General features: G+C 64.6%; 23 protein-coding genes. 16 read left to right on the forward strand and 7 right to left on the reverse strand.

What is annotated here, in order from left to right; translation table 11 throughout:
- Nucleotides 1–221 precede the first annotated feature (221 nt).
- Together H6955_06110 and H6955_06115 are read left to right on the forward strand one after the other, a co-directional pair.
- Nucleotides 222–1,097, forward strand: a complete 876-nt coding sequence (locus tag H6955_06110; protein ID MCP5313109.1) for a phosphoribulokinase — start codon at nt 222–224, stop codon at nt 1,095–1,097.
- Nucleotides 1,098–1,141: 44 nt separating this feature from the next.
- Nucleotides 1,142–2,257: an FIST C-terminal domain-containing protein gene (locus H6955_06115; GenBank protein ID MCP5313110.1), complete on the forward strand. Its 1,116-nt coding sequence runs from the start codon at nt 1,142–1,144 to the stop codon at nt 2,255–2,257.
- A gap of 34 nt (nt 2,258–2,291) precedes the next feature.
- On the opposite strand, the gene dxs is transcribed toward H6955_06115, so the two are convergent.
- On the reverse strand, nt 2,292–4,190 hold the full coding sequence (gene dxs, locus H6955_06120; protein ID MCP5313111.1) for a 1-deoxy-D-xylulose-5-phosphate synthase: 1,899 nt from the start codon (nt 4,188–4,190) through the stop codon (nt 2,292–2,294).
- Nucleotides 4,191–4,401: 211 nt separating this feature from the next.
- On the opposite strand from dxs, the gene H6955_06125 reads away from it, so the two are divergent.
- The 4 genes from H6955_06125 to H6955_06140 are packed head-to-tail and all read left to right on the forward strand — an operon-like array spanning nt 4,402 to nt 7,653.
- The gene (locus tag H6955_06125; protein ID MCP5313112.1) at nt 4,402–5,172 is read left to right on the forward strand and encodes a GNAT family N-acetyltransferase; all 771 of its coding nucleotides are present in this window, start codon (nt 4,402–4,404) and stop codon (nt 5,170–5,172) included.
- 3 nt (nt 5,173–5,175) lie between these two features.
- On the forward strand, nt 5,176–5,994 hold the full coding sequence (locus H6955_06130) for a 1-acyl-sn-glycerol-3-phosphate acyltransferase (GenBank protein ID MCP5313113.1): 819 nt from the start codon (nt 5,176–5,178) through the stop codon (nt 5,992–5,994).
- 43 nt (nt 5,995–6,037) lie between these two features.
- Complete coding sequence (locus H6955_06135; GenBank protein ID MCP5313114.1) at nt 6,038–7,099, forward strand: FAD-binding oxidoreductase; 1,062 nt, start codon at nt 6,038–6,040, stop codon at nt 7,097–7,099.
- Nucleotides 7,096–7,653: a class I SAM-dependent methyltransferase gene (locus H6955_06140; protein MCP5313115.1), complete on the forward strand. Its 558-nt coding sequence runs from the start codon at nt 7,096–7,098 to the stop codon at nt 7,651–7,653. Before H6955_06135 ends, H6955_06140 begins: the two co-directional genes overlap by 4 nt.
- On the opposite strand, the gene H6955_06145 is transcribed toward H6955_06140, so the two are convergent.
- Nucleotides 7,629–8,582: a LysR family transcriptional regulator gene (locus tag H6955_06145; GenBank protein ID MCP5313116.1), complete on the reverse strand. Its 954-nt coding sequence runs from the start codon at nt 8,580–8,582 to the stop codon at nt 7,629–7,631. The two genes, H6955_06140 and H6955_06145, sit on opposite strands and share 25 nt — an antisense overlap.
- A gap of 169 nt (nt 8,583–8,751) precedes the next feature.
- Here H6955_06145 and H6955_06150 point away from each other — a divergent pair, with 169 nt between their 5' ends.
- From H6955_06150 to H6955_06170, 5 genes are all read left to right on the forward strand, one after another.
- Nucleotides 8,752–10,170: a form I ribulose bisphosphate carboxylase large subunit gene (locus H6955_06150; protein MCP5313117.1), complete on the forward strand. Its 1,419-nt coding sequence runs from the start codon at nt 8,752–8,754 to the stop codon at nt 10,168–10,170.
- 72 nt (nt 10,171–10,242) lie between these two features.
- Complete coding sequence (locus tag H6955_06155) at nt 10,243–10,599, forward strand: ribulose bisphosphate carboxylase small subunit (GenBank protein ID MCP5313118.1); 357 nt, start codon at nt 10,243–10,245, stop codon at nt 10,597–10,599.
- Nucleotides 10,600–10,779: 180 nt separating this feature from the next.
- Nucleotides 10,780–11,586 (forward strand): CbbQ/NirQ/NorQ/GpvN family protein, encoded by an 807-nt coding sequence (locus tag H6955_06160; protein MCP5313119.1) that lies wholly within the window; start codon nt 10,780–10,782, stop codon nt 11,584–11,586.
- 16 nt (nt 11,587–11,602) lie between these two features.
- Entirely contained in the window at nt 11,603–12,091 is a 489-nt protein-coding gene (locus tag H6955_06165; protein MCP5313120.1) for a TIGR00645 family protein, read from the forward strand.
- A gap of 13 nt (nt 12,092–12,104) precedes the next feature.
- Nucleotides 12,105–14,495: a nitric oxide reductase activation protein NorD gene (locus tag H6955_06170; GenBank protein MCP5313121.1), complete on the forward strand. Its 2,391-nt coding sequence runs from the start codon at nt 12,105–12,107 to the stop codon at nt 14,493–14,495.
- Nucleotides 14,496–14,805: 310 nt separating this feature from the next.
- Here H6955_06170 and H6955_06175 read toward each other — a convergent pair whose 3' ends face one another.
- Complete coding sequence (locus tag H6955_06175) at nt 14,806–16,710, reverse strand: GGDEF domain-containing protein (protein MCP5313122.1); 1,905 nt, start codon at nt 16,708–16,710, stop codon at nt 14,806–14,808.
- Nucleotides 16,707–17,630: an HDOD domain-containing protein gene (locus H6955_06180; protein MCP5313123.1), complete on the reverse strand. Its 924-nt coding sequence runs from the start codon at nt 17,628–17,630 to the stop codon at nt 16,707–16,709. The genes H6955_06175 and H6955_06180 overlap by 4 nt, the downstream gene beginning before the upstream one ends.
- Nucleotides 17,631–17,773: 143 nt before the next feature.
- Here H6955_06180 and H6955_06185 point away from each other — a divergent pair, with 143 nt between their 5' ends.
- Nucleotides 17,774–20,026: a winged helix-turn-helix domain-containing protein gene (locus tag H6955_06185; GenBank protein MCP5313124.1), complete on the forward strand. Its 2,253-nt coding sequence runs from the start codon at nt 17,774–17,776 to the stop codon at nt 20,024–20,026.
- A 19-nt stretch (nt 20,027–20,045) separates the two neighbouring features.
- Here the strand turns inward: H6955_06185 and H6955_06190 are convergent, their stop codons facing one another.
- A complete protein-coding gene (locus tag H6955_06190; GenBank protein MCP5313125.1) occupies nt 20,046–20,498 on the reverse strand; it encodes a hypothetical protein in 453 nt (150 codons plus the stop codon).
- Between the two features lie 14 nt (nt 20,499–20,512).
- Complete coding sequence (locus tag H6955_06195; protein MCP5313126.1) at nt 20,513–20,815, reverse strand: hypothetical protein; 303 nt, start codon at nt 20,813–20,815, stop codon at nt 20,513–20,515.
- A gap of 69 nt (nt 20,816–20,884) precedes the next feature.
- Here H6955_06195 and H6955_06200 point away from each other — a divergent pair, with 69 nt between their 5' ends.
- From H6955_06200 to aroG, 4 genes are all read left to right on the forward strand, one after another.
- On the forward strand, nt 20,885–21,490 hold the full coding sequence (locus H6955_06200) for a histidine phosphatase family protein (GenBank protein MCP5313127.1): 606 nt from the start codon (nt 20,885–20,887) through the stop codon (nt 21,488–21,490).
- Between the two features lie 58 nt (nt 21,491–21,548).
- Nucleotides 21,549–22,091, forward strand: a complete 543-nt coding sequence (locus tag H6955_06205; GenBank protein ID MCP5313128.1) for an SRPBCC family protein — start codon at nt 21,549–21,551, stop codon at nt 22,089–22,091.
- 115 nt (nt 22,092–22,206) lie between these two features.
- Entirely contained in the window at nt 22,207–23,154 is a 948-nt protein-coding gene (locus H6955_06210; protein ID MCP5313129.1) for an MBL fold metallo-hydrolase, read from the forward strand.
- Between the two features lie 92 nt (nt 23,155–23,246).
- Nucleotides 23,247–24,314, forward strand: coding sequence for a 3-deoxy-7-phosphoheptulonate synthase AroG (gene aroG, locus H6955_06215; GenBank protein MCP5313130.1), 1,068 nt, complete (start codon nt 23,247–23,249; stop codon nt 24,312–24,314).
- A gap of 81 nt (nt 24,315–24,395) precedes the next feature.
- Here aroG and H6955_06220 read toward each other — a convergent pair whose 3' ends face one another.
- Entirely contained in the window at nt 24,396–24,803 is a 408-nt protein-coding gene (locus H6955_06220) for a YjbQ family protein (protein MCP5313131.1), read from the reverse strand.
- Between the last annotated feature and the right edge of the window lie 182 nt (nt 24,804–24,985).

The following is a 24,985-nucleotide window of genomic DNA, read 5'->3' on the forward strand; positions in this document are numbered from 1 at the left end:
ATACCGCGGAATCGCCGTTGTCGCCGCCACATCCGACCCCTGCCGGTCGTCCGATTCGAATCGCAGGCGACAACCGGGCGCTGTGATATAGTCCCGCGCAGCATTAAATTAGGAACTGCTGAATAAGCGGATCAAAGGCCGTCGCAGCGGCCGACCGCGGGAACTGCGGTTTCCTCGACGCTAACCCAAATCATCAAAACACAAGCTTTCAGGGGGGCAGCATGTCCAAGCAACATCCCGTCGTTGCGGTTACCGGTTCGTCCGGTGCCGGCACCACCACCGTCAAACGGGCCTTCGAACACATCTTCATCCGCGAGGGAATCAACGCCGCCGTCGTCGAGGGCGACAGCTTTCACCGCTACGAGCGCGCCGAGATGAAGGTGAAGATGACCGAAGAGAGCCTGAGTCACTTCGGTCCGGCGGCGAACCGCTTCGACAAGCTCGAGGAACTGTTCAAGACCTACGGTATGACCGGTTCCGGCGAGAAGCGTTACTACCTGCACAACGAAGAGGAAGCGGCGGAACACAATGGCCGCCTGGGCACCGACAAGCAACCCGGTGAATTCACCCCCTGGGAACCGATCCCCGAAGGGACGGACCTGCTGTTCTACGAGGGCCTGCACGGTCTGGTCGTGACCGACCAGAACAACGTCGCCGAACACGTCGACCTCGGTATCGGCGTGGTGCCGATCGTCAACCTGGAGTGGATCCAGAAGATCCACCGCGACAACGCCGAACGCGGCTACTCGCCCGAGGCCGTGGTGGACACGATCATGCGGCGCATGCCCGACTACATCAATCACATAACGCCACAGTTCTCACGTACCGACATCAACTTCCAACGCGTCTCGCTGGTCGACACCTCGAACCCCTTCATCGCCCGCGACATCCCGACGCCCGATGAGAGCTTCGTGGTGATCCGCTTCGCCGATCCGAAAAAGTTCAACATCAACTTCCAGTACCTGCTTTCGATGATCAACGGCTCGTTCATGTCACGCCGCAACAGCATCGTCGTGCCGGGTGGCAAGATGGGTTTCGCCATGGAGGTGATCTTCGGCCCGATCATCGACCAGATGATGGACGAGCGAGGGCTCTGACGGCCCCGGGGTGGCGGGGTCTTCCCGCCACCGGCCATATCGCGATGCCGCATTTTCAAAGCGTCCATGTCAGCGGTGCGGAATGGCGCGAGCTGTGCGATCAGGCACTCGATCAGCTCGCCGGGAACCGCGGCGCGCAGCTCGCGTTTCTTTACCTGGCCGACGAGTTGGCGGCCGACACCGACCGGATCGTCGACTACCTGCGCGCCCACAGTGGCATCACCCATTGGGTCGGTTGCGTCGGCCTGGGTCTGTGCAGCAACGCAACCGAGACCTATGACGAACCCGCCCTCGCCCTCTTGGTCACCCCGTTCAACGAAGACGATTTCCGCATCATCCCGACCCTGGACGACGCCATCGATGACTGGCTGGCCGCCACCCGTGACTGGCGGGAGCGCAACCTGGCATCGGTCGCGGTGGTACACGGCGATCCGACCAGCACACGCCTGCCGGCGATACTGGTCGAGCTGACCGAGGGCCTGCAGGGTGGTTTTCTGGTCGGGGGGATTGCATCGGCGCAAAACCTGCCGGCACAGATCGCCGACCGTGCGGCCAACGGTGGCCTGTCGGGGGTGCTGTTCAGCGGGCGCGTGGCGATCAGCACCGGCCTCAGCCAGGGATGCAGCCTGATCGGCGAGCGTCACCGCATCACACGCTGTCAGCGCAACATCATCGAAACGATCGACGAACGTCCAGCGCTCGAGGTATTGAAGGAGGACATCGGCGAGATCCTGGCGCACGATCTGCGTCGGATCGGCGGATACATCTTCGCCGCGCTGCCGGTCAGCGGATCCGATACCGGCGACTACCTGGTGCGCAACCTGGTCGGGATCGACCCTGACCAGGGGCTGCTCGCGATCGGCGAGCTGGTCGAACCCGGGCGCGAGATCCAGTTCGCGCGGCGCGACGCCGAGACCGCCCGGGCTGATCTCGCACAGATGATCGAGGGGCTCAAGCGGCGCCTGCCCGGTCCGCCGCGCGCGGCGCTGTATCACTCCTGTCTCGGGCGTGGCCGTAACCTGTTCGGCGAAGATTCCGCGGAGCTGCGGCTGATACGCGACCATCTGGGCGACCTGCCGTTGGCCGGTTTCTACGCCAACGGCGAGATCTCGCACCATCGACTGTACGGTTACACTGGGGTATTGACGCTGTTCAGTTGAGATCCCGGTCGGGCCGGCCGCGCGCAATACCGCGTCAACCGCGTGCGGCGAGCGCGTGTTGCTCCAGGTTGGCCAGCGCGGTGCGTACCCGCTCTTCGATCTGCGCCGGAGAGAGCCCTGCCATCTCGAGCTGTTCAGCCTGGGTCGCCTGCTCGATGAAGCGGTCAGGCAGGCCGAGGTTGAGCACGTGGGTCGCGATCCCGGCCTCCTGCAAGGACTCGTTGACCGCCGAACCCGCACCACCCTGCACCACGTTTTCCTCGAGCGTCACCAGCAACCGGTGTGAGGTGGCGACGCGCAACACCATCTGTTCATCGAGTGGTTTGACGAATCGCATGTTGATCAGGCTCGCGCCAATCCGTTCGGCGACCTGCCGCGCGCCGTCCAGCAAGGTACCGAACACCAGGAATGCGACCTCGCTGCCGCTGCGCACCAGCTGTGCCTTACCCCACTCCACGGTGTCGAGCGTGCCGCCGACGTCCGCGCCGACGCCCGTGCCGCGCGGGTAGCGCACCAGCGCCGGGCCGGGATGCTCGAATGCGGTGTGCAGCATACTGCGGCATTCCGCCTCGTCGCTCGGCGCCAGGATCGCCATGTTCGGAATGCAGCGCGCGTAGCTGAGGTCGAAACTCCCCGCATGGGTCGCCCCGTCGGCACCGACCTGGCCCGCCCTATCGACCGCGAAGGTCACGTCCAGATTCTGCAGCGCCACATCGTGCAACAACTGGTCGTAGGCACGTTGCAAAAACGTCGAGTAGATCGCGACGACCGGCTTCAGACCGTCGCAGGCCATGCCCGCGGCAAAGGTGACCGCATGTTGCTCGGCGATGCCGACATCGAAATAGCGCCTCGGGAAACGTTCCGCGAATTCCACCAGGCCGGACCCCTCACACATCGCGGGGGTGATCGCGACCAGCCGTGGATCGCGCTCGGCGGCGTCGCAGAGCCACTCGGCAAACACCTGGGTGAAGCTCTTGCCACCGGACTTCTCGGCCATCTTGCCGGTAGAGGGATTGAACGGCGTCACCCCGTGATACACGCACGGGTCACCTTCGGCCGGGGCATAGCCGCGGCCCTTCTGGGTGACGACGTGCAGAAAGCGCGGTCCGCGCATCGCCTTCATGTTGCGCAGCGTGCTGACCAGCAGGCCGACATCGTGGCCGTCGATCGGCCCGATATAGTTGAAACCGAGCTCTTCGAACAGGGTACCGGGCATCACCATGCCCTTCATGTGTTCTTCCCAGCGATGCACCAGGTCTTTCATCCCGGGCAGACCGCTCAACACGTGTTTGCCGCCCTCGCGCACCCGGTTGTAGAACCGGCTCGACAACACCCGGGCAAGGTAGTTGCTGATCGCACCCACCGGTTGCGAGATCGACATGTCGTTGTCGTTGAGGATTACCAGCAGATCGAGGTCCAACGCCCCGGCATGGTTCAGAGCCTCGAACGCCATCCCCGCCGACAGCGCGCCGTCACCGATGACCGCGATGTGTTCGCGCTGCTCGCCGGCCGCCTGCGCGGCCACTGCCATACCGAGCGCCGCGCTGATCGAGGTACTCGAATGGCCGGCGCCGAAGGCGTCGTAAGCGGATTCGTCACGCTTCAGAAATCCCGACAACCCATCCTTCTGACGGAGCGTGTGCATGCGCTCCTTGCGCCCGGTCAGAATCTTGTGCGGATAGGCCTGGTGGCCGACATCCCAGACCAGCCGATCATTCGGCGTGTTGAAGACATAGTGCAGCGCCACGGTGAGTTCGACGACACCGAGCCCCGCCGCCAGGTGACCGCCGGTCCGTGAGACGGTATTGACCAGAAAACGCCGCACCTCGGCTGCCAACGCCGGCAACTCGCCGGCGCCCAGCGCCCGCAGCTCGTGCGGCGAATCGATCGCATCCAGCAGGGTGTAAGGGGCACCGGGCGGCGTGTGCGGCATGGCGAGCGGACCAGGCGGAAAAAACGTTTTGTATTCTACCGCACCACCCGGCATCGCAACGCGGCCATTTGCAGCACCGATACCGCGCATGCCTCGTCGACACCGCCATCACGGCATGTCCCGCAATCAACCCGTCACGCGCGTGACAACACCCTGTAATGCGCCGGGCTTAGCGTGTCCATGCAATGAAATATTGTTTGGATTCAACATCATGAGCGCTGTACCCCAACTCGATACGCGGCGCGAGAAAAGCCGCCTGTACTGGGAGATCGCCACCACCATTGACGACATCCGCGCCTCGCAGGCCCTGCGTTACCGGGTATTCGCCGGCGAACTCGGCGCGCAACTCCACGGCGCAGATCCCGGAATCGACGACGATCGCTTCGATGCCTACTGCCAACACCTGCTCGTGCGCGACACCGCTACCGGGCGGGTGATCGGGTCGACACGGCTGCTGCTCGATGGGCAGGCGGCCAAGGCCGGCGGCTTCTACTCGGCAACCGAGTTCGACCTTGCGCAGGTGCTGGCGCTGCCCGGTGTGCGCCTGGAGGTGGGCCGCACCTGTATCGAGCCGGGTTACCGGCAGGGTGCCGCGATCGCCGTGTTGTGGGCGGGCCTTGCCGAGTTCGTCAGGGTCAACCGGGTCGACATGCTGTTCGGGTGCGCCAGCATCGAGATGCACGACGGCGGGGCGCAGGCACATGCGATCATGCGGCGCGTGCGTGAGCACGCGATGAACGATCCGGCATGCCGGGTGGTACCGCGGAACCCGCTGCCCACTCCCTCCACCGACCGGACACACGCGGTCACCGCACCCTTGCCACCGCTGCTGAAGGCCTACTTCCGCCTCGGTGCACGCGCCTGCGGCGAACCCTGTTACGATCCGGACTTCAACTGTGCGGATGTCCTGGTACTGGTCAAGGTGCACGAGATCGATGCTTCTTATACGCGACACTTCCTCGATCGGGTGATGCAGGACTGAACGATGCCGAGACTGCGCACGGCGCGACGCCTGCTGCTCCTGCTTGTCCATGTCCTGATCGGCGCCCTGCTGACACCCTTGGTGCTGAGCCGAAGGACCGGTGGCGCACTGCGCACCCATCCGCGGGTCACGTCGTGGTGGCACAACCGCCTGGCGGATATCCTCGGGGTGACGATCACGGTCTCCGGCCCCCGCCCGCAACCCCCGGCGTTGCTCGCGAGCAACCATATCTCCTGGTTGGACATCGTCGTGCTCGGCGGACTCACCCCTACGGACTTCCTGTCCAAGGACGAGGTGCGCCGATGGCCGGTGATCGGCTGGCTGGCGGCACGCTCCGGCACCCTGTTCATCCGTCGCGGCAACGGTGACGCCGGATCGATCAGCGCGCAGATCGCACAGCGGTTGCGGGAGGACGGCCTGCTGACGCTGTTTCCGGAAGGCACCACGACCGACGGACGCGAGCTACGCCCATTTTTCTCACGCCTGTTCGCCGCGGCCATCGATACCGGCACGGACGTGGTTCCGGTCACATTGCGTTACCACGTCGACGGGGCCTTCGACCCGTTCGCGCCCTACACCGACGACCAGACCCTGCTGGACAACCTGCGTGCACTGATACGGCGCGAACGCACCGAGGTGCACGTGGTATTCGGCATACCGATCACGCTCGCCGGACACACCCGTCGGCAGGTTGCCGAACTGGCGCGCGACGCGATCCTGAATGCGCTGCGCAGCGACGGACAGATTCCGCTGAGGCACCGGGCGCCTGCCGCGTCGGGACCCGGCGATGCCGATCTGGACACTGCGCCGGGTCGCACTTGAGCACCAACCTGGACCGGCGCGGCCGGCGTGCGACAATGATCGAATGTCGTCCGCGCCGATTGACACACTCATCATTGGTCAGGGGCTGGCCGGCAGTGCGCTGGCCTGGCGGCTGCACGACCTCGGCGAACGGGTCTGCGTCATCGACGACGGTCACCACAGCGCCTCGTCGACGGTCGCCGCCGGGCTGATCAACCCGCTCGCCGGGATGCGCTTCACCCTGCGTCCCGAGGTCCCCGACTGGCTGGCCGCGGCCGAGCGTTGGTACCGGGAACTGGCGACGGCCTTCGGCCGGACCTTCTACCACCCTTTGCCGATGCTGCGGCTGTTCCGTTCCGTCGAACAACGGCGGTTTTATGGACGTCTCCTGGACGACCCGCGCGCCCAGGGGCTGATCGGCCAGTCGTTCGCCGCCGATGGCTGCCCGGAGTCCGTGGCCGCCCCGTTCGGCGGGTTCCACCAGCAGCGCACCGGCTACGTCGACCTCCCCTTGCTGCTCGGCACACTGCGTGACTGGCTGCGCGCGATGGAGGCGCTGCACGAGTTCGCGCTGCCGCCGGAAGCGATCCGCCTGACCCCCGACGGCGTGGTGGCGAGCGATATCCACGCCCGGCGCCTGGTGTTCTGCGACGGGGCGCGGCTGGCCGAAAACCCGTGGTTCCGCGACCTGCCGCTGCGCCCGGGCAAGGGCCAGATCCTGAACCTGGACGGTGACACCTGGCGACCCCGGCACATCGTCAACGGGGCGCATTGGCTGGTCCCGCTCGCCGATGGCGAGCTGCGCTTCGGCGCCACCCACGAGCACGACGCGCTCGACCGCCGGACGACGCCGGCGGGACGACAGGCGCTGCTGGACGGCTTCGCGGCCCTGCGTCCACACAGGCCCGCGCCACGGGTGCTGGCGCATCAGGCCGGCGTCCGGCCGGGGACCGCCGATCGCCAGGCGTTCCTCGGCGCACACCCGCAACATGCGCAGCTCTGGGTGTTCAACGGCTTCGGCGCTCGCGGGGCACTGGCGATCCCCTGGTATGCGCAGTGCCTCGCGGACCACCTGCTGCTCGGTCGCGCATTGCCCGCCGAGGCCGACATCCGGCGTTTCGCATGAGCGGAAGGCGGCTGACCGAGGTCGCGCACGCTGCACTCGCTGCAGTACTCGCCGACGGTGCCCGGGCGATCGACGCCACTGTCGGCAATGGCCATGACACGCTGTTCCTGGCGTCTCGCGTCGGCCCGGGTGGTCGGGTGATCGGATTCGATGTGCAGCCCCGTGCCATCGACGCCGCTGCCGCGAGGCTCGGGGCGGCCGGTGTCGGCAAGGTGGTCACGCTGCACCATGCCGGGCACGAACAGATGCTGACGCGGATACCGGCCGAATGGTGTGGCACGGTGGCTGCGATCACGTTCAACCTCGGCTACCTGCCGGGCGGTGACAAGTCGTGGGTTACGCAACCGGCCAGCACCGTCGACGCACTGCAACAGGCGGCATCGGTGCTGCGCCGTGGGGGACTGCTGTCCGTGATGGTGTATCACGGCCACCCCGGGGCCGCCGCCGAGGCCCGGGCGGTCGAGGAATGGATCACGGGACTGGACGCGGCCTACCGCGTGACCTGCCACCGCTCGCCGGGACCTACCCTCTACCTCGTCGAACGATTGCTCTGAAGCGGGGCCGGCGCGTCCCATTCGCCGGTGTGCATCAGCTGCGCGGCTTCCTCGCCCTGCATGAAATCGAAGAACGCCTGGGCTACCGGAGGCAGTCGCTTGCCACGGCAGGTGACCAGGTACCAATGCCGCTGTATGGGGAAACCCTCGACATCGAGGATCACCAGCCGACCCGCCTCGAGTTCGAGTTCCAGCGTATGGATCGAGACGATGCCCAGCCCGAGACCGGCCTCGACAGCGTGTTTGATCGCCGAGTTCGAGGTCATCTCCATGCCGGTCCGCAGTTGCATGCCGCGCTCCTGGAAAAAGCGCTCCATCGCAATCCGGGTGCCCGACTGCAGCTCGCGCGCGACGAACACCTCGTCTTGCAGCCGCGTCAGCGGAATCCGCCGTTCAGCGGCCAGCGCATGCTCCGGGGGCGCAATGATCACCAGCGGGTTCGCCATGAACGGGGTCGCGTCGAGGTCGAGCTCCTCCGGCGGCTTGCCCATGATCACCAGATCGGTCTCGTTGTTGGCGAGCTGGTCGAGCAGGGTCTTGCGGTTGGTCACGTCGAGCGAGAAGGTGGTCCCCGGAAAACGCCGTGAGAACGCCGCCAGCAGGCGGGTCGCGAAATAGTTGGCCGTGGTCGCGACACTGATGCGCAGATGGCCGGTCTGCACCCCTTTGAGCGCCTCGATGACCTCATCGAGTTCCTGCAACTGGCGGCCCACCGCCTGGGCACAGTGAAAAAACTCGCGACCGGCCTCGGTCAGATGGATCTGTTTACCCAGCTTCTCGAACAACGGCAGACCCGCGGCCTCCTCGAGTTGGCGTATCTGCATAGACACCGCCGGCTGGCTCAGATGCAACTCCTCGGCGGCACGCGTATAGCTCAAGTGGCGTGCAACCGCCTGAAAAACCTCGAGTTGGCGCAGCGTCAGGTGCATAAGACCTATATTATGCGATCTATCAGTATTATTGACTAGCAATTATAGGTCGGCGCTCTATACTCCCCCAACCCCATAACAGGACCGGCTAATAAACCTCGGCCGGACCGGGGCCCGAGTACCGGCCCGACCGGGCATGGATCAACACCGAAACAGAGGGTTTTAGGCAATGGCCAAGAAATACGACGCGGGTGTAAAAGAGTACCGCGAGACATACTGGATGCCCGACTACACGCCGAAGGACACCGATATCCTGGCGTGTTTCAAAGTGACCCCGCAGCCGGGCGTACCGCGCGAAGAAGTTGCCGCCGCCGTGGCCGCAGAATCCTCGACCGGCACCTGGACCACCGTCTGGACCGACCTGCTGACCGATCTGGACTATTACAAGGGCCGCGCCTACGCGATCGAAGACGTGCCGGGCGACGATACCTGCTTCTACGCCTTCGTAGCCTACCCGATCGACCTGTTCGAGGAAGGCTCGGTCGTCAACGTCATGACCTCGCTGGTCGGTAACGTGTTCGGCTTCAAGGCGCTGCGTGCACTGCGTCTGGAAGACATCCGCTTCCCGGTCGCCTACGTCATGACCTGTAATGGCCCGCCCCAGGGTATCCAGGTCGAACGCGACCTGCTGAACAAATACGGCCGTCCGCTGCTCGGCTGCACCATCAAGCCGAAACTGGGCCTGTCCGCCAAGAACTACGGCCGCGCCTGTTACGAAGGCCTGCGCGGCGGCCTGGACTTCACCAAGGACGACGAGAACGTCAACTCTCAGCCGTTCATGCGCTGGAGACACCGTTTCGACTTCGTCATGGAGGCCATTCACAAGGCCGAGGCCGAGACCGGCGAGCGCAAGGGCCACTACCTGAACGTGACCGCGCCGACCGCTGATGAAATGATGCGCCGTGCCGAGTATGCGAAAGAGATCGGCGCGCCGATCATCATGCACGACTACATCACCGGCGGCTGGGCGGCCAATACGCAGCTGGCGCAGTGGTGCCAGAACAACGGCATGCTGCTGCATATCCACCGCGCCATGCACGCGGTGCTCGACCGTAACCCGCACCACGGTATCCACTTCCGCGTCCTGACGAAGATCCTGCGTCTGTCCGGTGGTGACCACCTGCACTCCGGTACCGTTGTCGGCAAGCTGGAAGGCGACCGCGACGCGACCCTGGGCTGGATCGACATCATGCGCGACAGCTACATCAAAGAAGACCGTTCGCGCGGCATCTTCTTCGACCAGGACTGGGGCGCAATGCCGGGCGTTCTGCCGGTCGCATCCGGTGGTATCCACGTCTGGCACATGCCGGCGCTGGTCGCCATCTTCGGCGACGACTCCGTACTGCAGTTCGGCGGCGGCACCCTGGGCCATCCGTGGGGCAACGCTGCCGGCGCAGCCGCAAACCGCGTTGCGGTCGAGGCCTGCGTCGAAGCCCGTAACCAGGGCCGTGAGATCGAAAAGGAAGGTAAAGACATCCTGACCAATGCGGCCAAGTCCAGCCCGGAACTGAAAGCCGCGATGGAAACCTGGAAAGAGATCAAGTTCGAGTTCGACACCGTCGACAAGCTGGACGTTTCCCACAAGTGATGGCCAGCAGCCCCCGCCTCGACGGGCGGGGGTCTCGAGCAACGAATTCGAATTTTTTAGAGGTATAGACCAATGAGTGAAATGCAGGACTACGCTTCGAGCCTGGCCGATGTGAGCAGCCGCAAGTTCGAAACCTTCTCTTACCTGCCGTCGATGAACGCTGACCAGATCCGCAAGCAGATCGAGTTCATCGTGTCCAAGGGCTGGAACCCGTCCATCGAGCACACCGAGCCGCAAAACGCGTCCGGCAGCTACTGGTACATGTGGAAACTGCCGATGTTCGGTGAGACCGACGTCGACGCCATCCTGGCCGAGTGCGAGGCGTGCCACAAAGCACACCCGAACAATCACGTTCGCCTGCTGGGCCTGGACAACTACGCCCAGTGCGCCGGTGCATCCATGGTCATCTACCGTGGCAAGCCGGTCTAAGTACTGATCCCAGCGATCGGTCAGGGAAGCCCCCGCCCTTTACGGGGCGGGGGCTTTTCGTTTCACGAGTCATCAGCCCAGAGTGGCGCACAGACCCGCACTCGCCGCCATTCCGGCCTGATCATTCGAACCGGGAACCGTACCGTTCCCCGTACAAGCTGATATCTAAGGATCCAGACCATGAGCGACTTCGACCGCGACCAGTACCTCATCACCAACGAGCCTTACTACCACCCCATCCAGAACGAGGTGGCGATGTACGAGGCCGCCTACGCCGCCCGGATGCCGGTGATGCTCAAGGGCCCCACGGGTTGCGGCAAGTCGCGCTTCGTCGAATACATGGCCTGGAAGCTCGGCAAGCCGCTGATCACGGTGGCCTGTAACGAGGACATGACCGCCTCCGACCTGGTCGGTCGTTTCCTTCTCGACATCAACGGCACCAAATGGCAGGACGGTCCGCTGACGGTCGCCGCACGCATCGGCGCGATCTGTTACCTCGACGAGGTCGTCGAGGCCCGCCAGGACACCACTGTCGTGATCCACCCGCTGACCGACCACCGCCGAGAACTCCCGCTGGAGAAAAAGGGCGAACTCGTCCGTGCCCATCCGGACTTCCAGATCGTGATCTCGTACAACCCCGGTTACCAGTCGCTGATGAAAGACCTCAAACAATCGACCAAACAGCGCTTCGGTGGCATGGACTTCAACTACCCGGCGACCGAGATCGAGACCGAGATCGTCGCCCACGAGGGCAAGGTCGACCAGGCGATCGCGGAAAAGCTGGTGCAGATCGCGCAGCGCTCCCGCAATCTCAAGGGACACGGTCTCGACGAGGGCATGTCGACCCGTCTGCTGGTATATGCAGCGCAACTGGTCGGCAAGGGCATCGAGCCGATAGCCGCCTGCCAGATGGCGCTGGTCACACCGTTGACCGATGATCCGGACATGCGCGACACGCTGAAAGCGGCGATCAATACCTATTTCTGACGCCTGGCACACGCCCATGGAAAAGATGTTCGAGAACCTGTTGTATTCGAGCCGCTGGCTGCTGGCGCCGATCTACATCGGACTGAGCCTTGCGCTGCTGGCGATCGGTGTGAAGTTCTTCCAGGAGGTGCTGCACATACTCCCGCATGTGCTGGAGACATCGGAGGCGGACCTGGTGCTGGTGGTGCTCAGCCTGGTCGATATCGCACTGGTTGGCGGCCTGCTGGTCATGGTGATGCTCAGCGGTTATGAGAATTTCGTATCGCGCATCGACATCAGGGAAGGCGCCGAAAAACTCGACTGGCTCGGCAAACTGGACTCCGGCTCGCTGAAACAGAAGGTGGCCGCCTCGATCGTTGCCATATCGTCCATCCATCTGCTGAAGGCCTTCATGAACGCGCAGCACATCGAGAACGACAAGCTGATGTGGTACGTCATCATCCACCTCACGTTCGTCGTCTCGGCGTTGGGCATGACCCTGGCAGACCGCATGAACCAACACTGAACCGGGGCCTCGCATGTCGGTAGATTTCTCGGAATACGTCACCTGTCTCGACAAGGAAGATCACGAGCACATCGAGGCACTCGAATCCTCGTACCACGAGGCGCAGCGGGTCATGTCGCCACGCGGCCTGCAGAATTACCTCGAGGGCATGCGCGCCTTCTGCACCCTGGGTCGTGGCCAGGACCTGGTGCTGACCTATGTGCAGGAGATGCCGGGCGTAGCCAGGGAGGTCGGCGAAGACATCATCCCGGACATCGTCGAGGGCATGATGAAGCTGGCTTCGCATACTTCCGGCAGCGTGATCACGCTGATCGTTGCCAACCTGCCTTTGGCGGCGTCCCGTCTCGGCGATGCCGAAGTGATGCGCGGATTCCTCAAGCTGCTGCATCAGATGACCGGCAAGGCCCCGCGCGGGCTGCGGCCGATGATGGAAAACCTCGACGAACTGTTGTCCAAGCTGACCCTGGGCGGCCTGCGTCGCTGGGTGATGTTCGGCGCACAGGCCCACCAGCGCGACCTCGACGGCCAACTCGCCTATTTCGCACTGAAGACCGAGTCGTCGAAGGCGATCCTCAAGTCCGAGCGTCGCGGCACCCTGTTCGTCAACAACCAACGCAAGCTCAACTTCTACCTGCGCGCGCTGTGGGCGCGCTCGTTCTTCATGCGCCCGACTGCCGGGGACTTTGAATCGCGCCAGGGTATCCGGCCGCATATCGAGCACTTCCAGATCCACGTGCCGGACGCTTTCGACCCGTTCCGCGGCATCGACGGCATGGAGATCTACCGCGCCACCGTTGCACACTGTGCCGCCCATATGGTGTACACGCGCGAGCCGATCTCCGCCGAACAGTTGTCCCAGGCACAGATGCGCATGATCGAGCTGTTCGAGGATGCGCGCGTCGAATACCTTGCCTACCGTGAGTTCCCCGGCCTGCGCAAGCTGTGGCTGCAGTTCTTCACGGCGCAGCCAGACAAAGATGACGACTTCGGTCAGCCGCACGAGACCATGGACCTGATGATGCGCACCACCCGTGCCATCATGGACCGCGACTATCGTGACGAGATCGATGTCATCAACCAGGTGGCCGACGACTTCGTCATGAAGCTGGAAGAAGATCCGTACAGTCCGCGCCTTGCGTGGATGGCCGGCGTCGACTTCTACAATCGCATTGTCGAGATCGCAAAGATCCCGAGCGTGCGCATTCTCTCCGAATGGCCGATCCCCTACCGCGACGATAACCGTTACTTCTGGGACTTCTCCGAAAACATGTTCGAGACGCAGGGCATCGACTACCTGCCGAGTTCCCAGCAGACCGTGCGCAAATACGTCAGCGTCATGGAGATGGTCAACGAGATCGACTCCGAGATGAAGGACGACAATCCGCAAGAGGTCTGGGTGCTCGACACGGAGTTGTTCCCCTACGAGGACGACCTGGAGACCACCCAGAGCTACAACCAGTCCGAAGGCGTCGAGCCGGTCTCGGATCCTTACCATTACAACGAGTGGGATTACCACGTGCAGCTCGCGCGTCCGGACTGGGCGACCGTGATAGAGCGCAAACAGGGCAAGGGGGCTCCGGAGGTCATGGATGAGATCCTGACCAAGCACAAGCCGATCGCATCGCGCATCCGCCACATCATCGATGCGCTGCAGCCCCAGGGCATCGTACGCCGGCGCGGCTACGAGGAAGGCGAGGAACTGGATCTGAACGCCGCCGTGCGCGCGATGATCGATATCCGCCGCGGCATCATGCCGGACCCCAGAATCAACATCCGCATAACCCGGCATATCCGCGATCTGTCGATCGTGCTGTTGCTCGACCTGTCGGAGTCGACCAATGAGAAGATCGGCGACATCGCCGAAGGTGAAAAAGGCTACGACGACCAGCCCAGCATCCTCGACCTGACACGCGAGTCCGCCGGCCTGCTGGCCTGGGCGATCGACTCGATCGGCGACAACTTCGCCGTGCACGGCTTCGCCTCGGACGGCCGCCACGACGTACAGTACTACCGCTTCAAGGATTTTGAGCAGCACTACGACGACGAGGCGAAGTCGCGCATGGCCGGCATGAAGGGCAACCTCTCGACGCGTATGGGAGCGGCGCTGCGCCACGCCGGATGGCACCTGACCCAACAGAATGCCCAGAAGCGACTGGTATTGCTGGTCACCGACGGTGAACCGGCGGATATCGACGAGCGCGACCCGCAGTACCTGCGCCACGATGCCAAGAAGGCGGTCGAGGATCTCGCGATGCAGGGGATCTACACCTATTGCCTGACCCTCGATCCGAACGCCGACCGCTACGTGGCCCGCATCTTCGGTGAGAACAACTATTCGATCGTCGACAACGTGGAGCGGTTGCCGGAGCGTCTGCCCAACGTGTTCGCCGCACTGACCGGTTAGGCCATCCGTGGCGCGGCTCCAGCCGTTTGATTCAGCCCCGGCCCTGCCCGCCCTGGCAGGGCGTTCGCACCGCTGCGTCATGCCGCCGGCATGACGGTCGGCACTCACCCCAACGTGTTCGCGGCGTTGACCGGTTAGGCCATCCCTGGCGCGGCTCCAGCCGTTTGATTCAGCCCCGGCCCTGCCCGCCCTGGCAGGGCGTTCGCACCGCTGCGTCATGCCACCGGCATGACGGTCGGCACTCACCCCAACGTGTTCGCCGCATTGACGGGAAAGTCGGTCACCGCGCACGGAACCCGTCCACCCCGGCTCACCTGAGCACGTCTTTCAACGGCACCGGTGAACCGATCCAGAAGCCCTGCTGGTAGTCCACGCCGATCTCGGAGAGCATCTCGGACATTGCGCTCGATTCGACATACTCAGCGACCGTCCGGATGCCCATCACCCTGGCGATATCATGCACCGAGCGCACGATCGCCCGGCTCACCGGATCCACCAGCACCTCGCGAATCAGCAGGCCATCGATCTTCAGCAGGTCGACGGGCAGGTCGCGCAGGTTCAGGTAGGACGCATGACCACTGCCGAAATCGTCCAGCGCGAAGTGACAACCGATCTCACGCAGCGTGCGCATGAAGCGTTGCGCGGCCTCTATATCCGAGATCGCCGCGGTCTCGGTAAGCTCGAAGCAGACCCGCGCCGGCGCGAGGCCGCTGACCTCGAACTGCTCGACGACGTACGCAAGAAACTCCTCGTCACCGATCGAGTGGCCGGACAGATTGATCGTAAACAGTCCGCCACGGCCTACCTCGGTGGACGAACCGGCGATGTCACGCAGCGCCTCACGGACGACCCAGCGATCGATCCTGACCGACAGGCCGTAGCGTTCCGCCACCGGCAGAAACAATCCTGCCGGCAGGATGCCTCCCTGCGCGTCACGGTTGCGCAGCAGGATCTCGTGGCGCACCACCTCGACGGCACGGCCTGCGCCACCATGGCTTATCCGCGCAATCGGCTGTGCGAACAGAGTCAAGGTATTGTCCTTCAGCGCATGCGACAGTTCGCTCAGCAGCCACGCGTCGTCCAGGATCCGCCGCCGCGGCGTAGAGGTCTTGAAGAATCGTACCGTGCCACCGCCGTGGCGCTGCGCCTCGCGACAGGCATCGCGCGCCTGCTCGATAAGTTCGCCGGCCGACCGGATTTCGCCGCCCGTGGCGCTGATCCCGATGCTGATGCTGATGCTGACGTCCAGTGGCCGGCTCGCCGGCAGCAGGCGCAACGGCTGAACGCATCCAATCAGGGTCTGCGCAGCTTGAGCGACGTAGTCCGCGGAGCCCGGACTGACAACGACGCAGAACTGGTCACCGGCGAGGCGCGCCACGGCATACTCGTCACCCATCTGGCTGCGCAGCAACTCGGACAGCATTCTGATCACGCGGTCCGCGGCAACCGCGCCGCCGATCTCCTCGATGATCCCGAAGCGATCGACATCCAGGTACAGCACGTACGCCGACAGCGCATCGGCCTGCCCGCCCTCCAGCAGGCGCTGCAGGCGGTCTTCGACCGCGATGCGATTCAGCAAGCCGGTTTTCGGGTCCCGTGTCTCGCGTGCAACCGCGTGGCCTGTTTCGCCGGGCCGCTGCCCGGCGACGGCCGGCGACAGTTCGCCGCGACTTTCCTGGCAGCCGCTCTGCGGAGGTCCGGCGGCAACGTCGGGGGCGCGCTGATTGAGCGCCAGCTGCAGCACGCCGACGAACAGTTCGAGCATACCCTGGTGAGGGCGCACGCCATGCGGACGATCGCTGCACACCGCGACGCAACCGACCGCGTAGCTGCCTGAGTGGATTGGGAGTGCCAGCACGCTGCGACACGCCTCGAACGCATCGTTCGCGACGTCTGGCTCGACCACCGGGCTGTCGGTTTCGACCGCGACCCGACAGGCCTCGGCACTGATCACTGCCGCCTCATCGCTTGGCAGGCTGACGGCCAACGGCGCACAGGTATCACCGCCCCCTGGCACCTGGGCGTTCGCTTGCAGGCGAATGACGCATCCCGAGAATGCGGGGTGTTCCATCAGCACCCGGGCGGCATGCCGCAACAGGTCTTCGACTGGACGTCGCTGCGCCCCTGCCAGCAGGCGGCGCAGCGACACCAGGGCGTCGAGCAGGGAGAGGATGCCGCGGTTCGCGCGGCCGTGCGGGGGACGCTTGCCGCTCATCTGCCGACTCCAACCAGGGCGCGCGCGAGTTGTTCGATGTTCTCGACCCGCTGTTGCCAACGTTCCAGCGCCCGATGCAGACCCTCGGAACCGATTCCCAGGGTACGCAGCTCGTCCGCAATCGACGTCTCGCAGGCCGCAGGATCCAGGTCCCGCAGCTGGGCCTTCGCGAGGCAGTCGGCGACCCGGATCAACGCAGCCAGCCCGGCGAAGGGTCCGCTGTAGCCCGAGTCGCGGTGAGCGATCATCGCCATGGTGAACGGCGTTGGGAGGCCCCAGGCGATCGCCACCTCGCCCCCGGCGGCCGTGTAGTCGATGCCAAGGATCTCGCGCTGAATCGTGCACAGCGACCGCGACGGCTCCTGGGCGCGCCGTTTCAGCGCCTCATCCAGACCCTCGGGCGCGACATCGGCCAACACCAGCATTCCCAAGCTGTGCAGCAGGCCCGCGAGATACGCCGGGCGCAGCTCGTCCGCCGCACCCTCGGTCGCGAGCGGTGCCAGCAGCTGCGCCAGCGTCGCCACCATCATGGCGTGCTTCCAGTAGAAGGTCTGGTCGAACTGCGCGCAGTTCGACACGCTGAAGGGTTGACTGAGGATCAGCGATATCGAGATGTCGCGGACCAGATTCAGCCCAAGCAGGCGCATCACCGCATCCGTGATGTTCTGCGCAGGCTTGGGCGTGTGGAAATAGGCCGAGGATGCGATGCCCATGATGCGCGCGGCGAGCGCGGGGGTTTGCTCGATCAGCTCGATCAGCTGCAAGATATCGAGATCCGGGTCCACCAGCAGGCTGAGCAGCTGCTGGGAATGCCGTGGCAGCGGCGGCAGTGCGATCACGCCGCGTATGCGGTGCCGGTTGCGCGTGCCATTGGGCTCGCCACCTTGCCCGTTCATCGAGTTGTCGGAAGATTCACTCATGCCCCACGCACTGGGTTGTCGGGTACGCGGGATAAAGGAATATCAGGCCCAGGAGGCGGCGTCCTGAGCACCACCTGATGATTGTCTGATGTTTTCCTAAAGAATGGATTTTTATTTTTATAACAATAAATTAGGGACCAATCGTGCAACCTGAAACTCCAGACGAGGGACTGCGGATCGGCGCCTGGCGACTGCTCCCGTCGCTCAATCTGCTGCGCCGCGGCGGCGAGGAGGTGCGACTCGAGCCGCGCCATGTCGACCTGCTGGTCTACCTCGCCCGCCGACCCGGTGAGGTCGTCTCGGCCGAGCAGATCCTCGACGACGTCTGGCGCGGCCAGGTGGTGGGCGACAACTCGGTCTACCAGGCCATGGCCCGGCTACGCAGGGCGCTGGGTGACGACGCGCAGAACCCGACCTACATCGAGACGGTGCCGAAGCGCGGCTACCGCCTGATTGCCGCGATCCATCAGATGCCGAGCAGTGATGCCGAGGCGACGCCGCAGCACGGGCCGAACGCGGTATCGCCCCCACGCTGGTGGCCCCTCCTGGTGGCCGGCGCGATCGCACTGCTGGCTGCGCTGGCGTGGTGGCACTGGCGCCCAACCGACCCACCTGCTGCACCACGCACCGCACTGGTGCTGCCATTCGCGGCGCTGACCGACGAGGCCACCGACCACAACATCGCCGAAGGGTTTTCGATCGAACTGGCCGATGCTCTGGGAAGGGCCCCAGACCTGCGTGTCGTGGGACCGGTGTCGGCCGGTCTGGCGGCTGAATCGACCGCCAGCGACCTTCCGAACGTCGGGCGGCGCCTCGACGCCGACCTGGTGATCGCCGGCAGCATCCGGCGCTCCGGTGACGCGCTGCGCGTTGCCGCCCGCATCGTCGACGCGAGGGACGGCCGGCAACTGTGGAGCCGCATCGACGACTTCGCCGAGAGCGACATCTTCACCGCCCAGCAAGCGCTCGGAGGCAGAATGGCGGCCTTCCTCGCAGGCCGCGACACAGAAGACACCGCGGACAATCGAGACACGGACGCGGGGCACGATGTACAGGCCTACGACTTTTTCCTGCTCGGCCGTTACCACCGCGCACGACGCTCGCCACTCAGCCTGGAGCGCGCCGCGGAGTTCTTTCACCAGGCGCTACAGCGGGAACCCGGCTTCACCGCCGCACGCATCGAGCTGGCGACCACCCAACTGCTGCTCTCGTTCTACGGCAGACTGCCTTTGGACCAGGCGGTCGCGATCGCCGCACCCTTGCTCGATGGCGTCCTCGCCAAGGCCGGCAGCGCACCGGAAGCGCTCGCCGCGGTCGGCCTGTCGCACTACCTGAAGGGTGAATACGGCGTCGCCGAGGATTACCTGATACGCGCCACTACGCAGTTCCCCAACCGTGCGGAACCTTGGATGTGGCTCGGCCTTGCGCGCCGCCAGCAGGGCAAGCTGCTCGACGGTCTCGAGGCGCTGAAAAAGGCACACGAGTTGGAGCCCCTGTTCGCGACAGCGGCCATCAACTACGCCAATGCGCTGGCCTGGTCCGGTAAAGCCGCTGCCGCACAGGCGGTGCTCGAACCGCTGGCGGAGGCGGGCGACCCCCACCTGAAACGCACCCAGGCCGACATCGCGATCGAAAGCGGCGACCTGATCGCTGCGTACCGGTACGCACAGCAGGCAGTCGCGCTGGATCCGGAGTCGGAACTGGCGCGTGCCGGACTCGCGATGGTGCTCGCCTATCTCGGGCAGGAGGAATCCGCGATGCGCCTCGTCGGCGAACTGAGCGACGGCAACACGCCGAGCCGTGCGACCCAGCGCTACCTCGACCGGCTGGGCGCGACCGCAACGGGCCTGTTCGGCACCCCCGCCCTGACCAGTCCGGATCCGCAACCACCGGCCCAGGCCAACGTGCCCGAGATCAGCTGGCGCCTGGCCCAGGCCCGAATCGGATTGAGCGCCTACCTGGACGGCGACTTTGCCATTGCACAACCCCATCTGCGCAAAGCGCTCGAAGGCCGGATCTACCCCATCGAGCGCACCGACTACGACCTGTTCCTGTGTACCACGCTGGTGGACGTGCTGCGCCGTACGGGCGCCGCGGACGAATCCGCGCGATGGCTGGACCGCTGCACCGGCGAGATGTCCGCGAGCATCCGGCGCGGCTGGCGTACGCTCGCAACCGGCTATGTCAAGGCGCGTCTGGCGATGCTGCACGGCACACCGACACGCGCGCTGGAACGTCTCGCCAGCCTGGTGAACCGGGGGTATCGCAACCGCAACCTGCTGATGCGTGATCCGCTGTTCGAACCGCTGCGCTGCAAGGTGGGCTTTCGCAACAGTGCGCAGCAGATCGAGGACAAGGTCGAACAGGCCTGGGCAGAGGTCTCGACCGGCAGCTGAGGCAGCCGGATACGGAGATTCAATCGCGACCGCGAAACGGCAGCACCTTCTTCGCGCGCGGTTCACAGCCGTTGTCCCGGGAACGTTGCTCGACCAGATCGAGCGACTTGGCGAAATCGCCGATCAGCCGGTTGTGCAGCTCGCGCGCCTCATCGTGGTAGTAGACGAGCTCGATCGGCGCGGGGTCGTTCAGATCGTCGCGACCCTGATCGCGACGGAACAACCAGGCAAGCATGATCAACCGGCCACCCTCGCCATCGCGGACCGCGTAGGCCTGGTTGTCGACGAAGATCACCTCGTTCTCGTCGATCACCGACTGCATCTGCATGCTGCGCACCGGCACGAACACATGCGCATACTGGCAACGCGACAGCATGAGTCGGCAACGGTTGTACAGTGCGGCCGGGATGGTCAGCCGTTCGCGCGCGATCTCATCGGGTCGAAAGAAGGTCTCGGTGGTAACCGTCGCCATGCACTCGCGCCACTTCAGTCGTTGTCGCCCAACTCGGGGTCCCAACCGAGGCTGCGTGCATTGGCGATCGCGCGATCGTAGATCTCGCCGTGTTTCGCTTTCAGCTCGGGTGGCAGGTTGGAAACCAGATGTCCGTACTTGTCCCACTCCTTGGAGACCTGGTCGTACAATGCATCGATTCCCTGGATCGTCCAACCCGCGCAGGTCTCGGTTTCCGGTATCAAACCAAACAGCCAGGCGTCCCGAATGATGTTGCCGGTCGGGTTCATGGCGCCCATTGGTTCCTTGTCAATCCCCATGTAGATCTTCTGACGCATGCGCGGTATCTGCCTGGCAGTGTAATCTTGGGCCCATTCTAGCAAAGGCCCCGCACCGTTCGAACGCCGATGTCGCATCCCACCACCCTGCTCGATTTCCTGCGCCACGGCGAGCCCGTCGGCGGTCCACGCTTCCGCGGCAACGGCGTCGACGACCCTCTGTCCGAGAAAGGCTGGCACCAGATGCGCACCACCACCGGCGCGCTCGGCGGTTGGCAACAGATCGTGAGTTCACCGATGCGCCGCTGCGTCGAATTCGCCCGCGCGCTGGCGGGTGAACAGGGGCTGCCGATCACGGTGCGCGACGACCTGCGCGAGGTCGGATTCGGCAGCTGGGAGGGGGCTGATCGCGAGACCCTGCGGCGCGAGCGCAGCGCCGAGTACGATGCGTTCTACCAGGACCCGGTCAACAATCGACCGCCAGGCGCCGAACCACTGGTCGCGTTCGGTGCACGCGTCGCCACCGTGTTCGATGGACTGCTGGGCGACTTTCCAGGGCTGCACCTGCTGGTGGTGACGCACGCCGGCGTGATACGCGCCACGCTCGGTCATGTGATGCAGGCACCTCCCGCGAACTGGTATCGCAGCGAGGTCGACAACGCCGCACTCACGCGCTTCGTCCACGATCTCCGCGGTGCGCGTATCGTGACCCACAACTGGCGCCCAAACCTATAGAATGACCGGCCATTGGCCGCCCGCAGGCGGTCCGGGATTCCTGTCGCTGGAGGGTGAGATGGCCTTTGCGCGCCTCGCATTTCGCATCCTGTTGGTCGTATTCGTGTTGCTGCTGGTCATCGGCTTGCTGTTGCCCTCGTCTTCAGCGGTGGAACGCAGCATCGCGATCGACGCGCCTCCCGAAAAGGTGTTTCCGCACCTCAACGGCATGCGCGCATTCCACGCCTGGTCACCGTGGAGCAGCATCGATCCCGACACCGAATACACGTTCAGTGGCCCGGAACAGGGCGTCGGCTCGCGCATGGTCTGGCAGAGTGGCAACGCGCAGGTCGGCGGGGGCAGCCAGGAGATCACCGAAAGCGTTCCGAACGAACGCGTCGCCACTCGCCTGGAATTCGGCGACAAGGGTGACGGGGAGGCAAGCTTCCTGCTCGAACCGAGCGCCGGCGCGACCGTGGTCCGCTGGCAGTTCAAGACCGAATTCGGCTGGGACCTGTTCGGTCGCTACGTGGGCCTGATGCTCGACAACCTGATCGGCAGCTCCTACGAAAGAGGCCTGCAGACGCTCAAGGAGCACATCGAACAAACGCCGGCCGGCTGATCGGTTGTCGCCCTGCGAGCTCGCGCAATAGATAGGCTAGAGCTAAACAATATTGGAAACCGGGGGGTACTCCTATACTGGCGGTCCGTCTGGTGAATCAAAAGGCAATCGGCTCATGACCGAGGCACTCGGCAACGGCACCTATCTGATCGATGCGGCACTCTACCGGCCGCAGCATTGCGCCTGCTATCTGATCGAGGATCGTGGCGAACTGGCGCTGATCGACACCGGGACCAGCAATTCCCTACCCCAGGTGCTCGAAGCGATCGCCGAGATCGGTGCCACCACCGGGCAGGTGCGCTATGTGATCCCGACCCACGTGCACCTCGATCATGCCGGGGGCGCCGGGCGACTGATGGATGTCTGCCGGAATGCGATGCTGGTGGTGCACCCGAAAGGACTGCCGCACATGGTCGACCCGAGCAAACTGCAGGCCGGCGCGACCGCGGTGTACGGCGAGCAGCAGTTTCAGCAGCTGTTCGGCGACATTCTGCCGATCCCCGAGCAGCGGGCGACCGCCGCCAACGACCTGCAGAGCTTCGAACTGGGTCGGCGGACCCTGCAGTTCCTGCATACCCCGGGGCACGCCAACCATCACGGCTGCATTTTCGATCACGCAAGCGGCAACCTGTTCACCGGCGACACCTTCGGCCTCGGCTACCGGGAATTTCGCGAGCACGCCGAACCGTTGATCGTCGCCACGACGACCCCGGTTGCGTTCGATCCGGACGCCTGGTTCACCAGCCTCGACCACATGATGGCGCTCAGCCCCGCTGCCTGCTGTCTGACACATTTCGGCAGGATCGAACACCCGCAGCGCTATCTTGAGATGCTGCGCGAGAGCATCCGGCAGCACGTGCGGATCGCGTTGGACGAGGAACAACGCGATCCGGACGGGCGCGCAGAGCGGCTGCACCAGGCGGTCGAGCGCCTGCTGGTCGACGCCGGCACCGCACACAGCACCCTGCCGCCCGGGCGCGTGCGATCGCTGTTCGAATCAGATATCGACCTGAACGCCCAGGGACTCGACATCTGGCTGCAACGGCGCGCCAAGCGCGCATAGTCCCGGCCTATCGGGTCGTTACGAATCGCCGAATGCCGGCCGGCCCGCGCGCCGCTATAATCCGCGCGATCGCTCACAGACAGATCGACGCCATGCAGCAGACAGACGACTTACGCATCCAAGCCATCCACGAGGTCGAACCGCCCGCGGTCGTCCACGAGCGCCATCCGCTCACGATGGAGGCGGCACAGACGGTGCACGAGGCGCGTGCCGCCATCCACCGCATCCTGACCCGCGAAGACGACCGCCTGCTGGTCGTCGTCGGCCCCTGCTCGGTGCACGACCCGAAGGCGGCAATCGAGTACGCGAACCGGCTGCTGGCGGTGCGCGACCGGCTGACAGACGATCTGCTGATCGTGATGCGCGTCTATTTCGAGAAACCGCGGACCACTGTCGGCTGGAAGGGACTGATCAACGATCCGGATCTCGACGAGAGCTTCCAGATCAACAAGGGCCTCAACCTTGCCCGCGAACTGTTGCTGCAGATCAATCAGATGGGGCTGCCGGCCGGCACCGAATTCCTCGACCTGATCAGTCCACAGTATGTCGCCGACCTGATCAGCTGGGGCGCAATCGGCGCGCGCACGACGGAAAGCCAGGGGCATCGTGAACTGGCCTCTGGACTCTCCTGTCCGGTCGGCTTCAAGAACGGCACCGACGGCACCATTCGCATCGCCGTGGACGCGATGCGCGCCGCGAATCGGCCGCACGTGTTCCTGTCACTGACCAAGGCCGGCCGCTCGGCGATCTTCAGCACGCGCGGCAATGCCGATACCCACGTGATTCTGCGTGGTGGCAAGCGACCGAACTACGACACCGAATCGGTGGCCGAGGCCGCCCATGAGATGAGCGAGGCCGGCCTGACGCCGAACCTGATGATCGACTTCAGCCATGCCAACAGCCGCAAGCAGCATGACAAGCAGATCGATGTCTGCGGCGACGTCGCGGGGCAGATTCGGCGCGGAAATCGCGACATCATCGGGGTGATGATCGAGAGCCACCTGGTCGCCGGACGCCAGGACCTGAACGGCAACGGCGATGGACTCATCTACGGTCAGAGCATCACCGACGCGTGCCTCGGCTGGAAAGAGAGCGAACCGCTGCTGGATACCCTGGCACAGGCGGTCCGCAAGCGCCGCGAACTCTCCCGCAGGGGCTGAACGGCGCTCGACGGCACAATCCAGGCGTCGACCTGCGGATATCCCGGATTGTCCGATCCACCCGCGATCCGCCCCATTCGCTCACCCGCCCTGTAGCAGCGTACACAGTACCCGGCGGTCGGCGCGTGGTCCGTCGAATTCGCAGAAGAAGATGTTTTGCCAGCGCGACAGGCCCAGTCTGCCATCGACGATCGGCACGCTCTCGGAAGGACCGACCAGACCGGCCTTCAGGTGTGCGTCACCATTGCCATCCTGCCGGTCGTGCAACCAGACCCCTTGCGGTATGAGCTGCCGCAACAGGTTGACCACATCCGTCTGTACGCTGTCGTCCCAGTTTTCCTGGATCATGATGGCCGCCGTCGCACCCTGGGCATAGATGCTCACGATGCCCTGCCGGATGCCGCTGCGTGCGACGATGGCGGCAACCTGGTCGGTGATATCGACCAACTCCTCCCGCTGCGTGGATGCGAGTTCAATCGGTGCCTGCATGCGGTATTTGTCCTTCAGCGTGTCGCAGACATCAGTCTAGGTCATGCGGACAGGCCTTTTCACCACGTGGCAGGACCGGGGATGACCGGGGCCCGGATAGGTGAAGACGATGTTGCCGCGGAGTGTGCACCTCGACGGATCGAGCACCTCCCACCATTGCTCGCGGATCGGCGAACCGCGTC

Source organism: Chromatiaceae bacterium, from assembly GCA_024235395.1.
Lineage (GTDB): Bacteria > Pseudomonadota > Gammaproteobacteria > Chromatiales > Chromatiaceae > Thiosocius.

Coding starts and splice junctions, on each gene's coding strand:
- H6955_06165 (MCP5313120.1), top strand. CDS start 11,603: ATGGAAAAGATGTTCGAGAACCTGTTGTATTCGAGCCGCTGGCTGCTG.
- H6955_06180 (MCP5313123.1), bottom strand. CDS start 17,630: ATGAGTGAATCTTCCGACAACTCGATGAACGGGCAAGGTGGCGAGCCC.
- H6955_06195 (MCP5313126.1), bottom strand. CDS start 20,815: ATGCGTCAGAAGATCTACATGGGGATTGACAAGGAACCAATGGGCGCC.
- H6955_06125 (MCP5313112.1), top strand. CDS start 4,402: ATGAGCGCTGTACCCCAACTCGATACGCGGCGCGAGAAAAGCCGCCTG.
- H6955_06160 (MCP5313119.1), top strand. CDS start 10,780: ATGAGCGACTTCGACCGCGACCAGTACCTCATCACCAACGAGCCTTAC.
- H6955_06115 (MCP5313110.1), top strand. CDS start 1,142: ATGCCGCATTTTCAAAGCGTCCATGTCAGCGGTGCGGAATGGCGCGAG.
- H6955_06175 (MCP5313122.1), bottom strand. CDS start 16,710: ATGAGCGGCAAGCGTCCCCCGCACGGCCGCGCGAACCGCGGCATCCTC.
- H6955_06170 (MCP5313121.1), top strand. CDS start 12,105: ATGTCGGTAGATTTCTCGGAATACGTCACCTGTCTCGACAAGGAAGAT.
- aroG (MCP5313130.1), top strand. CDS start 23,247: ATGCAGCAGACAGACGACTTACGCATCCAAGCCATCCACGAGGTCGAA.
- dxs (MCP5313111.1), bottom strand. CDS start 4,190: ATGCCGCACACGCCGCCCGGTGCCCCTTACACCCTGCTGGATGCGATC.
- H6955_06130 (MCP5313113.1), top strand. CDS start 5,176: ATGCCGAGACTGCGCACGGCGCGACGCCTGCTGCTCCTGCTTGTCCAT.
- H6955_06150 (MCP5313117.1), top strand. CDS start 8,752: ATGGCCAAGAAATACGACGCGGGTGTAAAAGAGTACCGCGAGACATAC.
- H6955_06210 (MCP5313129.1), top strand. CDS start 22,207: ATGACCGAGGCACTCGGCAACGGCACCTATCTGATCGATGCGGCACTC.
- H6955_06145 (MCP5313116.1), bottom strand. CDS start 8,582: ATGCACCTGACGCTGCGCCAACTCGAGGTTTTTCAGGCGGTTGCACGC.
- H6955_06200 (MCP5313127.1), top strand. CDS start 20,885: ATGTCGCATCCCACCACCCTGCTCGATTTCCTGCGCCACGGCGAGCCC.
- H6955_06220 (MCP5313131.1), bottom strand. CDS start 24,803: ATGCAGGCACCGATTGAACTCGCATCCACGCAGCGGGAGGAGTTGGTC.
- H6955_06135 (MCP5313114.1), top strand. CDS start 6,038: ATGTCGTCCGCGCCGATTGACACACTCATCATTGGTCAGGGGCTGGCC.
- H6955_06110 (MCP5313109.1), top strand. CDS start 222: ATGTCCAAGCAACATCCCGTCGTTGCGGTTACCGGTTCGTCCGGTGCC.
- H6955_06155 (MCP5313118.1), top strand. CDS start 10,243: ATGAGTGAAATGCAGGACTACGCTTCGAGCCTGGCCGATGTGAGCAGC.
- H6955_06190 (MCP5313125.1), bottom strand. CDS start 20,498: ATGGCGACGGTTACCACCGAGACCTTCTTTCGACCCGATGAGATCGCG.
- H6955_06140 (MCP5313115.1), top strand. CDS start 7,096: ATGAGCGGAAGGCGGCTGACCGAGGTCGCGCACGCTGCACTCGCTGCA.
- H6955_06205 (MCP5313128.1), top strand. CDS start 21,549: ATGGCCTTTGCGCGCCTCGCATTTCGCATCCTGTTGGTCGTATTCGTG.